This window comes from Variovorax sp. Varisp36, assembly GCF_047304235.1.
GTDB lineage: Bacteria > Pseudomonadota > Gammaproteobacteria > Burkholderiales > Burkholderiaceae_C > Variovorax.
Map to the genome: position 1 here is coordinate 108,529 of NZ_JBGLYU010000004.1, position 12,766 is coordinate 121,294.

General features: G+C 67.7%; 11 protein-coding genes. 7 read left to right on the forward strand and 4 right to left on the reverse strand.

Annotation, left to right across the window (positions count from 1 at the left end; genetic code table 11):
* Positions 1–81: 81 nt before the first annotated feature.
* Both ACCD11_RS04195 and ACCD11_RS04200 read right to left on the reverse strand, forming a co-directional pair.
* A complete protein-coding gene (locus ACCD11_RS04195; RefSeq protein WP_007838628.1) occupies positions 82–1,254 on the reverse strand; it encodes a pyridoxal phosphate-dependent aminotransferase in 1,173 nt (390 codons plus the stop codon).
* A 123-nt stretch (positions 1,255–1,377) separates the two neighbouring features.
* The gene (locus tag ACCD11_RS04200; protein WP_413312559.1) at positions 1,378–2,661 is read right to left on the reverse strand and encodes a branched-chain amino acid ABC transporter substrate-binding protein; all 1,284 of its coding nucleotides are present in this window, start codon (positions 2,659–2,661) and stop codon (positions 1,378–1,380) included.
* 124 nt (positions 2,662–2,785) lie between these two features.
* Here ACCD11_RS04200 and ACCD11_RS04205 point away from each other — a divergent pair, with 124 nt between their 5' ends.
* Together ACCD11_RS04205 and ACCD11_RS04210 are read left to right on the forward strand one after the other, a co-directional pair.
* Positions 2,786–3,157, forward strand: coding sequence for an Hsp20/alpha crystallin family protein (locus ACCD11_RS04205; RefSeq protein WP_413312560.1), 372 nt, complete (start codon positions 2,786–2,788; stop codon positions 3,155–3,157).
* Positions 3,158–3,346: 189 nt separating this feature from the next.
* Complete coding sequence (locus ACCD11_RS04210) at positions 3,347–4,102, forward strand: alpha/beta hydrolase-fold protein (protein WP_413312561.1); 756 nt, start codon at positions 3,347–3,349, stop codon at positions 4,100–4,102.
* Here the strand turns inward: ACCD11_RS04210 and tsaD are convergent.
* Positions 4,038–5,099, reverse strand: a complete 1,062-nt coding sequence (gene tsaD / locus ACCD11_RS04215) for a tRNA (adenosine(37)-N6)-threonylcarbamoyltransferase complex transferase subunit TsaD (RefSeq protein WP_413312562.1) — start codon at positions 5,097–5,099, stop codon at positions 4,038–4,040. The two genes, ACCD11_RS04210 and tsaD, sit on opposite strands and share 65 nt — an antisense overlap.
* A gap of 103 nt (positions 5,100–5,202) precedes the next feature.
* On the opposite strand from tsaD, the gene ACCD11_RS04220 reads away from it, so the two are divergent.
* From ACCD11_RS04220 to ACCD11_RS04235, 4 genes are all read left to right on the forward strand, one after another.
* Positions 5,203–6,465 (forward strand): nitrate- and nitrite sensing domain-containing protein, encoded by a 1,263-nt coding sequence (locus tag ACCD11_RS04220; protein WP_413312563.1) that lies wholly within the window; start codon positions 5,203–5,205, stop codon positions 6,463–6,465.
* A gap of 339 nt (positions 6,466–6,804) precedes the next feature.
* A complete protein-coding gene (locus ACCD11_RS04225; RefSeq protein ID WP_413312564.1) occupies positions 6,805–8,049 on the forward strand; it encodes a CmpA/NrtA family ABC transporter substrate-binding protein in 1,245 nt (414 codons plus the stop codon).
* Between the two features lie 10 nt (positions 8,050–8,059).
* Positions 8,060–8,998 carry a nitrate ABC transporter permease gene (ntrB, locus tag ACCD11_RS04230; protein WP_413312565.1) on the forward strand — a complete coding sequence of 313 codons (939 nt, stop codon included), beginning with the start codon at positions 8,060–8,062 and terminating at the stop codon, positions 8,996–8,998.
* Positions 8,995–9,804, forward strand: a complete 810-nt coding sequence (locus ACCD11_RS04235; protein ID WP_413312566.1) for an ABC transporter ATP-binding protein — start codon at positions 8,995–8,997, stop codon at positions 9,802–9,804. The genes ntrB and ACCD11_RS04235 overlap by 4 nt, the downstream gene beginning before the upstream one ends.
* Positions 9,805–9,953: 149 nt before the next feature.
* On the opposite strand, the gene ACCD11_RS04240 is transcribed toward ACCD11_RS04235, so the two are convergent.
* Positions 9,954–11,231, reverse strand: a complete 1,278-nt coding sequence (locus tag ACCD11_RS04240) for an ANTAR domain-containing protein (RefSeq protein WP_413312567.1) — start codon at positions 11,229–11,231, stop codon at positions 9,954–9,956.
* A 263-nt stretch (positions 11,232–11,494) separates the two neighbouring features.
* Here ACCD11_RS04240 and ACCD11_RS04245 point away from each other — a divergent pair, with 263 nt between their 5' ends.
* Positions 11,495–12,763 carry an MFS transporter gene (locus ACCD11_RS04245; RefSeq protein ID WP_413312568.1) on the forward strand — a complete coding sequence of 423 codons (1,269 nt, stop codon included), beginning with the start codon at positions 11,495–11,497 and terminating at the stop codon, positions 12,761–12,763.
* The last annotated feature ends 3 nt before the right edge of the window (positions 12,764–12,766 follow it).

Here is a 12,766-nt window from a genome sequence, read left to right on the forward strand (position 1 = left end):
CCAGACCTTTCGCTTTCGAGAAAAGTCCGAGCTTCGCGGTCCGGTCACGCCGCGTATTGAACGAAATTGCAGACGGCCGGATCAGCCCTTGCGCTGCGGCTGCTCCGCCAGCCAGTTGCGCAGGCGCTCCACGCCCTTCACCAGCCGCTGCGGGTCTTTCGAGGCAAAGCACCAGCGCAGCCATCCCTGCGCCTCGGGCGCGAAGGCATTGCCCGGCGCGAGCCCCAGGCCCGCCTCGGCGACCAGCCGCTTGGCCACTTCGAGCGAATCGCCGAAGCCTTCGAGCCGGAAGAAGGCATACATGCCACCCTTGGCCGAAGCCACCTGCACGCCCGGCAGCGCCGCCAGCAGCGGCACCAGCGTGTCGCGGCAGTGCTTCAGGTGCGCCACCACGCGCGGCGTGATCTCGCTCGTGTGTTCGATGGCTGTGATGGCGGCGCGCTGCGTGAACACGCTGGCGCACGAGGTGTTGAACTCGATCAGCTTGCCGATGTCGTCCACCATCGACGGCGGCAGCACCAGCCAGCCCAGGCGCCAGCCCGTCATCAGGAAGCTCTTCGAGAAGCTGTGCGTGACGACGAGCCGGTCGTCGGGCTTCGAGATGTCGAGGAAGCTCGGCGCGCAGGCATTGGGCGTCGGCTCGTAGTACAGGCGCTCGTACACCTCGTCGGCGAGGATCCACGTGCCGGTCTGGCGGCAGTGGTCGAGCACGGCCTGCTGCTCATCGCGCGTCATGGTCCAGCCCGTGGGATTGTTGGGCGCGTTGACGATCAGCAGCTTCGTCTTCGAAGTGACCGCCGCGCGCAGCGCGGGCAGGTCGAGCGTCCACTGCCCGTTCACCGGCACCAGCGGCAAGGTACGAACGCGCGCGCCCATGATGGCGGGCTGAGCCGTCAGGTTGGGCCACACCGGCGTCACGGCGACCACTTCGTCGCCCGCATCGACCAGCGCCTGCACCGCGAGCATCAGCGCGCTCACGCCGCCCGAGGTGACGGCGATGCGAGAGGCATCGACCGCCGGATGCAGCCCGCTCGTGTAGCGCGCGATGGCTTCGCGCAGCTCGGGCAGGCCAAGGTTGTGGGCGTAGAAGGTCTCGCCTCGCTGCAGCGAATCGATGGCCGCCTGGCGGATCACCTCGGGCGTGACTTCGTCGCTTTCGCCGAACCAGAAGGCCAGCACGTCGTCGCGGCCCATGCCGGCGTTGGCGACTTCGCGGATCTTCGACGCTTCAAGCTGATGGATCGCAGAACGCATGGAAATACCTTTCTTTTTTCAGGAACGCCGCGGAACCGGCTTTGCCGGGCCGCAGGTGTTGCCCGCGGTGAGGGGGAGGGAGAAGCGACACGAAGTGCGCGAAGCCTGCGGGGAGAGCCAAATTCAAGGTTTCTTCATCTTGCACGAGGTCGGCAGTTCGGCGCGCTCGGCGGGAATCGTCTTGACCACACGGAAGCCGTAGCCCGAGCCCTCGACGTCGAACTGCACGCCCGGCCTGCCCTGCCGGTCCATCACGCCGACGACGAGCTGCTGCTGGAACTGATGGTCCGTCGCGCGCATGCGCCCGCGCTGGCCGTACAGGCTCACGTCGGCCTGCTCCAGCGCGCGCGCCATCGGCACCGCGTCGGCACTGCCCGCACGCTCGATGGCCTGCACGAGCGCTTCGATCATCAGCTGCAGCCGCATGTGCACATAGTCGTCGGCCGGCTTCGGAAAGCGCGTGCGGAAGGCTCGGTAGAAGGTTTCGGACTGCGCCGTCTGCACGTTGGGCAGCCAGTCGGCCACGGCGATCACGCGGCCGATGCCCGCATCGCCGATGGCGGCCGGTGCCCCCAGCGCATTGCCGTAGAAGGTATAGAAAGTACCGTTGAAGCCCGCCTCGCGTGCCGCCTTCACGAGCAGCGTGAGGTCGTTGCCCCAGTTGCCCGTGACCACCGCCTGCGCGCCGCTCGCGATGATCTTGGTGGCGTAGGGCGCGAAGTCCTTCACCTTGCCCATCGGATGCAGTTCGTCGCCCACGATCTCCACGTCGGGGCGCTGCGCACCGAGCTGCCGGCGCGCCTCGCGCAGCACGGCCTGGCCGAAGCTGTAGTCCTGGCCGATCAGGTAGACGCGCTTGAGCGCGGCATCGTCCCTCACCACATCCATCAGCGCAGCCACGCGCATGTCGGCATGCGCGTCGAAGCGGAAGTGCCAGAAGCTGCAACGCTCGTTCGTGAGCGCCGGGTCGACGGCCGCGTAGTTGAGGAAGACCACGCGGCGCGCGGGGTCGCGCTCGTTGTTCTTGTCGATGGCATCGACCAGCGCCGAGGCCGTGGCCGACGAATTGCCCTGCAGCACGATGCGCGCGCCGTCGTCCAACGCGGCGCGCAGCGCGGAAAGCGCCTCCTCGTTCTGCCCCTTGCTGTCGTAGCGGTCGAGCTGCAACGGACGCGCGCCGCCGGGCAGCTTCACGCCGCCGCGCGCATTCACGCGCTCCACCGCCCACAGCAGGTTGCGGAACACGGCCTCGCCGGTGTTGGCGAACGGGCCGCTCATGCTTTCGATCAGCGCCAGGCGAATGGGTGCGGGCGGGGCCGCCTGCGCCAGCGCGGCGAACGGCCTCGCGCATAGCGCCAGCGCCGCGAATTTCAAGGCCTCGCGACGCCAAATAAAGGGGAGATTCATTGTCTTGAAACGCGTGCCGATGCGCCTAGATGAGGTCTCAAGCGGCACTCACGATGGAACGGCCGCGCAGTGTAAGGGACACACATTCCTTGTCCCCATTGTGTTCACTCAGGAGTTCTTCACCATGCTTTTCGCCCCCACCCTTCGCACCGCCCGCTTCGCTCCCCGCGCCTATGACCGCGCCTTCGAACGCTTCGTGAACGATGCCTTCGCCGCCCCCCGCCGCTCCCCGCTGGTGGAACAGGACGACAAGAGCTGGACCCTCTCGCTGGACGTGCCGGGCCTTGCGCGCGAAGACCTCGCGATCAGCATCGAAGGCGCCGTACTGCGCATCGACAGCAAGGCCGAAGCCAAGCGCCAGTTCAAGGCCGCCTACGAACTGCCGCAGGACATCGACGTGGCCACCAGCGAGGCCAAGCTCGAGAACGGCGTGCTCACGCTGAAGCTCGGCAAACTGGTGCCCGCGAGCCAGGCCGCACAGTTGCAAATCAACTAGTCTGGCCTATGCCCACAAGAAGAAAATGTTGGTAACGGCCTCGTTTTGACTTTAAACGAGCACCTTATTCACAATAGCGCTGAATAACGTCACATGATGTGACGTTTTCTTAGAACTTTTTTCTTCGTGGGCGTCTCGTAACGCACCGAATTCCCTGCCGGTGCGGTTCGGGTGCCCCCAAAAGGCACCATGAAAACGCACCTTCAACCTGCCGATCCCAACGAACAGTCCGACACGCTCCTGGTGTTCCTCCCCGGGGCCTACCTGAAGCCCGACGAGTTCGAGCGCGAAGGGTTCATCGCCGCGGTGCGCGAGCGCCATCTGGCGGCGGACGCGCTGCTGGTGGACGCGGACGTTTCCTACTACTACGAGCAAACGCTGAGCGAGCGCCTGCACACCGAGGTCATCGAGCCCCAGCGTGCCAGGGGCTACAAGTCGATCTGGCTCGTGGGTATTTCCATCGGCGGCTTCGGCGCGCTGATCCACGAACTGGCGCGGCCGGGCTCGGTGGACGGCATCGTGGCACTCGCGCCCTACCTGGGGCGCCGGGTGCTCGGCGCGGAGATCAGGAAGGCCGGCGGCCTGCGCGCCTGGCAGGCGCCCACCGGACCGCAGGCCGACGAGGAGCCCGACCGCAAGCTCTGGCCCTTCTTCCAGCAGTACCTGGACGCCAAGCCGTCGAAGAACCTGCCGCCGCTGTACCTGGGCTTCGGGCTGGACGACCGCTTTGCCAGCAACCACAAGCTGCTGGCCGACGCCCTGCCGCCGGGACGCGTCTTCACGATCGAGGGCGGCCACGACTGGCCGCAATGGCGCCAGCTGTGGCGCAATGTGCTGGACGTGCTGCCGCTGCCGGCAATCGGCCGCTCGCGGCAGCCGGCTACGCAGCCTGCGGCAGCGGCGCCTCAGCCGACGAGAGCGACGCCATGGGCCATCGCGGCTTGACGTCGAAGGCATAGCGCTCGCTCGCCTGCGACAGCCCGGACTGCAGGCGCATCGCCGCAGCCATGGCGATCATGGCGCCGTTGTCGGTGCACAGGTGCAACTCGGGGTAGTGCACACGCACCTTGCGCTTTGCGCACGCGGCATTCAGCTGTTCGCGCAGATTCCTGTTGGCCCCCACCCCGCCCGCCACCACCAGCCGCTTGAGTCCGGTCTGGTCGAGTGCCGCGAGCGACTTCTTCAGCAGCACCTCGACGATGGCCGCCTGCGTGGACGCCGCCAGGTCGGCCTTGTTCGCGTCGAGCTGGTCGCCGAGCTTCTTGGCCTGCGTGAGCACGGCCGTCTTCAGGCCGGCAAAGGAAAAATCGAGATCGCCGCTGTGCAGCAGCGGCCGCGGCAGCTTGAAGGCCGTTGCGTTGCCGCCTTCGGCCAGCTTCGCGAGCCACGGTCCGCCGGGGTACGGCAAACCCATGAGCTTGGCGCTCTTGTCGAAGGCCTCGCCGGCCGCGTCGTCGATGGTTTCGCCGAGCAGCTCGTAGCGGCCCACGCCGTCCACCCGCATCAGCTGCGTATGGCCGCCCGACACCAGCAGCGCGACGAACGGAAACTCCGGCGGATCGGCGCTCAGGAAGGGCGACAGCAGATGTCCCTCTAGGTGATGCACCCCCAGCACCGGCTTGCCAAGCGCCACGCCGAGCGCGCAGGCCACGCCGGCCCCCACCAGCAGTGCGCCCGCCAGGCCCGGCCCGCGCGTGTAGGCCACCACGTCGATCTCGGCCAGCGAGCGTCCGGCTTCGGCCATGACCGTCTCGGTCAACGGCAGCACGCGGCGGATGTGGTCGCGGCTGGCCAGCTCGGGGACCACGCCGCCGTAGGCCTGGTGCATGGCGATCTGGCTGTGCAGCGCGTGCGAACGCAGCATCGGCAGCGCGCTGCCGTGCGACTCGACCAGCGCCACGCCGGTTTCATCGCAGGATGATTCGATTCCCAACAAGAGCATGGCGCCGAGTGTAGGCGGCGCCCCGTGCGGCCGCCCGCGAAGGGGCAAACGGCGTCCTGCAAGGCACGGATGTTGCAGTGAGAGGGTCAGCGCCCCTCCCACCATGAAATCCGGACTGAGTTTTCTGATCGCCGCCCGCCGTTGCGAGATCGACGAGCTGGACCGGCTCGCCCGCACCAGCGAGCTGGTGGGTGTGATCGGCCGCCTCGTCCACGCGCTGCAGCGCGAGCGGGGCATGTCGAACATGTTCCTCGCGTCGCACGGCGGCCGCTTCGCAGACCAGCGCGGCCCGCAGATCGCCGAATGCATGGCGCTCGAGCAGGAGGTGCGCGCCGGCTTCGACCAGCTCGAAGCCGACGACCACCGCGGCGCTGGCGCCGGCCACAGCGCGCGCCTGTTCAGCCGCATCGCCTGGGTGCTCCCGGGCCTGGACGCCCTGCCTGCGCTTCGCCGCCGCATCGATGCGCTCGAGCTGCAGCCTGCGCAGTCCACCGCCGCCTTCGCCAAGCTCGTTGCCGGCCTGCTGTCGGTGGTGTTCGAAGCCGCCGACGGCGCCACCGACCCCGAGATCTCGCGCCTGCTGGTCGCGATGTTCAACTTCATGCAGGGCAAGGAATTTGCCGGCCAGGAGCGCGCCTTCGGTGCCGCCGCACTGGCGCTGGGCCGCAGCGACGAGGCGCAGCGACTGCAGTGGCAGCACCTGATCGAGTCGCAGGAGCGCTGCTTCCAGGTGTTCACCGATTTCTCCGGCCCGGCCGTGCTCGCGCTCTGGCGCAGCAGCCAGCCTGACGCCGAAGTGGCGGAGCTCGAACGCATCCGCCGGCGCGGCGCCACCTCCGCCCCGGCCGACGTGCCGCTGAGCCAGGCCTGGTTCGACTGCTGCACCCGCCGCATCGACGCCATGAAGACCGTGGAAGAGCGCCTGGCCGCAGTCTTGCGCGCACTGTGCGAGCGCAAGACCGCGCAGGCGCGCAGCGAGTTGCAGGACTACCGGCAGCTGCTGGACACGCTGGCGCCGCAGGCCGGCGCCCTGTTTTTCGACGACGCCGACGCGCAGGCCGCCACGCCCGCCCAGTTCGGCCGCCACCTCGAACGCTCGGTGCTCGACATGGTCCAGGAGCAGTCGCACCGCCTGCAGGCCATGAGCGACGAGCTCGAAACCGTGCGCGCCTCGCTCAATGAACGCAAGATCGTCGAGCGCGCCAAGGGCCTGCTGATGGCGCACCGCCGGCTCAGCGAGGAAGAGGCGCACAAGATGCTGCGCCAGACCGCCATGAACCAGAAGCGGCGGCTGGTCGACGTGGCCGAGTCGATGCTGGCAATGGCCGACTACCTGCCCATGCTCGACCGCGTGCCCTCTCGCTGAAGCACCCCCGGCCGTTCAACTTGGTGCAGCGCACAACAACTGTGCGATCGGCGCTGCGCGGCCCGATCGGGCCCTCGCCCGTGCTGCGCCACTGCATCGAGCTACTTTCTTGATAGCAGCACCCAGGTCCTGAAGGCTGGCACACCGCTTGCAAGCATTTCGTTCACAGGCCCCCAACGGGTCTTCAGGCAGGCGGCACCCAACGGCGGGTGCTTGCTACCGAACCGGACAAAGGCGTCCCCATCCCGCAAGGGCTCGTTTTCGAGCAGCCCCTGCGCGGTGCGGACGCCTTTTTTGTTTTTGTCTTTTGTTTGTTCGCCTTCAACCGGAGCCCCGCCCATGACCGACCTGCTCACAACCCGCCTCAGCCGACGCCGCGTCCTGCAAGCCGCCGCCATCGGCGCCGTGGGCATCGACCCCGCGCTGCGCGCCGCCGTCTGGGCCCAGGGCTCGGACAAGCCCGAGAAGGAGGAAGTGAAGATCGGCTTCATCCCGCTGACCGATTGCGCCAGCGTGGTGATGGCCTCGGTGCTGGGCATCGACAAGAAGTACGGCGTGAAGATCGTCCCCAGCAAGGAAGCCAGCTGGGCCGGCGTGCGCGACAAGCTCTCCAACGGCGACATCGACATGGCGCACGTGCTCTACGGCCTGGTCTACGGCATGCACCTGGGCCTGAGCGGCCCGAAGAAGGACATGGCCGTGCTCATGACCTTGAACAACAACGGCCAGGCCATCACGCTGTCGAAGAAGCTCTCGGACAAGGGTGCGGTCGATGCGGCCTCGCTCGCCAAGCTGATCGCAACGGAGAAGCGCGAATACACCTTCGCACAGACCTTCCCCACCGGCACGCATGCCATGTGGCTGTACTACTGGCTCGCCTCGGCCGGCATCGATCCGTTCAAGGACGTCAAGAACATCACCGTGCCGCCGCCGCAGATGGTGGCCAACATGCGCGTGGGCAACATGGACGGCTACTGCGTGGGCGAGCCCTGGGGCCAGCGCGCCATCATGGACGGCATCGGCATCACGGCCATCACCACGCAGGACATCTGGAAGGACCACCCCGAGAAGGTGCTTGGCTGCACCGCCGAGTTCGCGAAGAAGTACCCGAACACCGCACGCGCCGTGACGGCCGCCATCCTCGAGGCCGGCAAGTGGATCGACACCGGCCTGCAGAACAAGAACAAGATGGCCGAGACCATCGCCGACAAGAGCTACGTCAACACGAGCGTGGACGCCATCAACCAGCGCATCCTGGGCCGCTACACCAACGGCCTGGGCAAGAGCTGGGACGACCCCAACCACATGAAGTTCTACAACGGCGGCGCCGTGAACTTCCCGTACCTGTCGGACGGCATGTGGTTCCTCACGCAGCACAAGCGCTGGGGCCTGCTGAAGGAGCACCCCGACTACCTGAAGGTCGCTACCGAGATCAACCGCATCGACATCTACAAGCAGGCCGCCGCCGCCACGCAGACGCCGGTGCCCAAGGAAACCATGCGCACCAGCAAGCTGTTCGACGGCTCGGTCTGGGACGGCAAGGATCCGAAGAAGTACGCCGAGTCCTTCAAGCTTCATGCATAGGGAGAACACCATGGTCAGCGCCGTTTTTCATTCACCGCTCGAAGCCTCCCTCCCTCTCCCGCGCGCGGGAGAGGGCCGGGGCGAGGGCAAGCCCCGCGCCGAAGCCGCCTCTCACCCCACCCCTCTCCCCAGAAGGGAGAAGGAGCAGAAACCGAGAACGCCACTCGACCTGCGCGCCTTCTGGATGCGCGTGCTGCCGCCGCTCGCAGGCTTCGGCCTGCTGCTGCTGATCTGGGAGGTGGTGGCCATGAAGAGCACCACTGGCTTCCCGACGCCAGCGGCCACCTGGCAGCAGGCCGTGACCGTGTTCAGCGATCCGTTCTACAGCAAGGGGCCGAACGACCAGGGCGTGGGCTGGAACGTGCTCTCGTCGCTGCAGCGCGTGGCGCTGGGCTTCGGCCTCGCGGCGCTGGTCGGCATTCCGGCCGGCTTCGCGATCGGGCGCTTCGAGTTCCTCTCGCGCATGTTCAACCCGCTCATCAGCCTGCTGCGACCGGTGTCGCCGCTGGCGTGGCTGCCCATCGGCCTGCTGGTGTTCAAGGGCGCCAACCCGGCCGCCATCTGGACCATCTTCATCTGCTCGATCTGGCCGATGGTCATCAACACCGCCGTGGGCGTGCAGCGCGTGCCTAGCGACTACATGAACGTGGCCAAGGTGCTGAACCTCAGCGAATGGAAGATCCTCACGAAGATCCTGTTCCCCGCAGTGCTGCCCTACATGCTGACCGGCGTGCGGCTGGCCGTGGGCACCGCGTGGCTGGTGATCGTGGCGGCCGAGATGCTCACGGGCGGCGTCGGCATCGGCTTCTGGGTGTGGGACGAGTGGAACAACCTCAACGTCGCCAACATCATCATCGCGATCTTCGTGATCGGCATCGTCGGCCTCGTGCTGGAGTTTGCGCTCATCAAGCTCGCCACTGCGTTCACGTTCGAAGAGGTGAAGTCATGATCGATGATTCGAAGTACATCGAGATCCACGGCGTCGAACAGGCCTTCAAGACGCCCAAGGGCCGCTTCGTCGCGCTGCGCGATGTGAACCTGAACGTGGCCAAGGGCGAGTTCATCACGCTCATCGGCCACTCGGGCTGCGGCAAGTCGACGCTGCTGAACCTCATCGCCGGGCTCACCACGCCCAGCGAAGGTTCACTGCTGTGCGCCAACAAGGAGATCAAGGGCCCCGGCCCCGAGCGCGCGGTGGTGTTCCAGAACCATTCGCTGCTGCCCTGGCTCACCTGCTTCGAGAACGTCTACCTCGCGGTCGAGCGCGTCTTCGCGGCCACCGAGAGCAAGGCGCAGTTGCGCGCACGCACCGATGCCGCGCTGGCGCTGGTGGGTCTCACGCCCGCCGCACAGAAGCGCCCCGGCGAAATCTCCGGCGGCATGAAGCAGCGCGTGGGCATAGCACGCGCGCTGTCGATGGAACCCAAGGTGCTGCTGATGGACGAGCCCTTCGGCGCGCTCGACGCCCTCACCCGCGCCAAGCTGCAGGACGAGCTTCTGGCCATCGTGCAGAAGACGCACAGCACCGTGGTCATGGTGACGCACGACGTGGACGAGGCGGTGCTGCTGAGCGACCGCATCGTGATGCTGACCAACGGTCCGGCCGCCACCATCGGCGACGTGCTGGCCGTGGACATTCCGCGCCCGCGCAACCGCGTCGAGCTGGCCGAAGACCCGGCCTACGTGCACGCGCGCAAGGCGGTGATCGACTTCCTCTACACGCGCCAGGCGCACGTGGAGAAGGCCGCGGCCTGACAGATCGACACAGCGCCCAGGCGCGTCGAGCCATGCCTTCCTTCCAGCAAACACCGCGGAACCGGCTTTGCCGGGCCGCAGGTGTTGCCCCCCTGCAAGGGGCTTGGCGTAGCGACACGCAGTGCGCGAAGCCTGGGGGTGTGCCAGGTTCACGACATGATCACCTGGAGGCTGTGCTCGTACGACGCCGTGAGGCGCTCGAAGGTGTCGACCAGCGCGTCGCTGGAGCGAACGAGCGTGGCGCGGCCATCGGCGCTGTCGAGCGCGTGCACGCCGCCGACCAGCCGCAGCCATTCGTCGCGGGCGCTGGCCAGCGCGGTGCGGATCTCCGTGGTGCTGAGCGGGGCGCGCTCGAGTTCGAGCAAGGCGGCCTCGAACTCGGCCATGGTGGGCACCAGCCGCGCATTCGCGGCTTTCTCTTTCAGCGTGGCAGCGAGCAGCGCGTCTTTCGCCAACCGCTGCGCACGCATGCGCTGCCGTCCGCAGATGTTGACGATGCGCAGCGCACGCCGCGCGCCCGAGGCTTCGAGCGCCTCGGTCAGCGCCTCCGCGGCCGAGAGCAGCACTTCGGCGCGCTGGTCGACGTCGGCCAGTCCCGCCGCCGTGGGCCGCGCCGTCAAGGCCGGAGCCAGCCCGCTCCAGGCGGCTTGCGCCTGTACGAGCGCCTGCGCGCCAGCCGCATCGAGCCCGAGGGCCGCCAGGTGATCGAGGTTCTGCTGCACCCGCTCGGCGGACTGTGTGCGCAGCACCCGCGCCCGCTGCGCATCGATGCTGCCCAGCAGCTGCGCCGCCACGCGCACCAGCCGCTGCGAGAGCATGCGCAACTGCCCGGCGCGGTTGATCGCGTCGGCCCACTGCGCCGCCTCGATGACCGAGCGCGACACCTCGCCGAGCCGCAGGTTGGCGTGCATCGCCGCGCCGCGCAGCAGGCCGAAGGCTTCGTCCTCGCCGATGCCGCGCGCGGACATCAGCAGGCCCTTGGCGCGGTCGACCCACTTGCGCTCGTCCATGCGGGTGCGCAGGCTCTCCAGTTCGGTGCGCAAGACGCTCTCGCGCTGCCAGCGGGCCTGGGCACGAGCGGCCAGCGCGGCGAGCGACGCGGCATCGACGGCATCGTTCAGCATCCACGCCTGCACGCCGAGCTGCACCAGCTCTTCGTGCTGCGCACCGCTCAACGGCTCGCCGACGAAGCTCAGCGCACATGGCGGCACGCCGGACCACGCGCGCAGCGCGTCGAGCAATGCGGGCGTGGGCAAAGGCAGGCAGATCAAGGCCTGGGCCGGGGCCAGCGCCTCGACCTGCCGCGCGAAGGTGCCCGCATCCGCGCAGCCGACCACCTCGAGACTGGCGTCGGACAGCGCCTGTGCAAGCGCCTCCGGCAGCACGGGGCCAGCAGTTTCATCGGGCAGGACAACGAGAAGGGGCATCTTGGAAAAGCGGTGTGGGAGCGCACCGCGAGCATAGGCCACGCCCGCGCGAATTCGCAGGCATGCCTCTTGCATGGAACGGACCGCGGTGTAACGAAGCACCGCTTTGGTGAGGCTGCAGGCTCCTGCATCCGGCTCGGCAACGCACATGCCGAGCGCACCCCCACGCCGACAGCGTCCGCTGCCGGCACTCCGTCTCCAACCCCGTCCGTCGACACGGCCCATCCAGGGTCAGGCCGCGGCTTTTTGCACCTTTGAACGCCATGTCCAGTTTCAAGAACTTCTTGCAGTCAGGCCACAGTCCGACGCTGTTCGCGGCCTTCCTGTACTTCTCGTTCTCCTGCTGCATCTGGGTGCTCAACGGCGCCATGGCGCCCTTCATCGGCGAAACCTTCAACCTCTCGCCGGCGCAGAAGGGCCTGATGCTGTCGGTGCCGATCATCGCGGGCGCGCTGATGCGTTTTCCACTCGGCATCCTCTCGCAGTACATCGGCCGCAAGAAGGCCACGCTGGTCGAGATGGGCCTGATCGCGGTGGCGATGCTGTTCGGCTTCTTCTTCGTGAAGAGCTTCAACAACCTGCTCGCCATGGGCGTGCTGCTGGGCATCGCGGGCGCGAGCTTCGGCGTGGCGCTGTCGCTGGGCTCGGGCTGGTTCCCGCCGCAGCACAAGGGCCTGGCCATGGGTCTGGTGGGCGCTGGCAACGTGGGCACCGCGGTGTCGGTGCTGGTGGCGCCGCCGCTCGCACTGTGGCTGGGCTGGCAGGCGGTGTACGGCGTGGCCGCGGTCGCCATCCTGGTTCCCATGGTGGTGATGGTGGTGTTCGCCAAGGAACCGCCGGACGTGAACGCCCATTCGAGCTTTCGCGAGCACATCGCCTGCCTGTTCGAGAAGGACGGCTGGGTGTTCAGCCTGATCTACGGCGTGACCTTCGGCGGCTTCATCGGCCTGACGACCTTCCTGCCCTCCTACTACTACGACCAGTTCGGCGTGAGCAAGGTGCAGGCCGGCCAGCTGACCATGCTCGCGGCCTTCATGGGCGCGGCGGTGCGCATCGTGGGCGGCTGGCTTTCCGACCGCTGGGGCGGCGTGAACACGCTGACCGTTGTGCTGCTGGTGGTGGCCGTGAGCCTCGTGCTGGTGGGCGTCTCGCCGGGCTCGCTGGCCGTCACCACGCTGGTGCTGATCGTGTGCTTCGCCGCGCTGGGCGCGGGCAACGGCGCACTGTTCCAGCTGGTGCCGCTGCGCTGGCCCGCAAGTACGGCAGTGGCCGGCTCGATGATCGGCGAGATCGGCGCGCTGGGCGGTGGCCTCGTGCCCAACGCCATGGGCCTGTCGAAGCAGTATCTGGGCAGCTACCTGTGGGGCTTCGTGTTCTTCGCGATGCTGTCGCTAGCGATGCTGGGCGTGATGCGCGTGATGCAGATCCGCTGGACCCGCACCTGGGCCGAGAAGGGTGGCCGAGCGCGCGTTGCACCGGTACATGCTTCGCCCGCAGTCAACAACAACTCGCGGAAAGCTGCCCGGTCATGAACC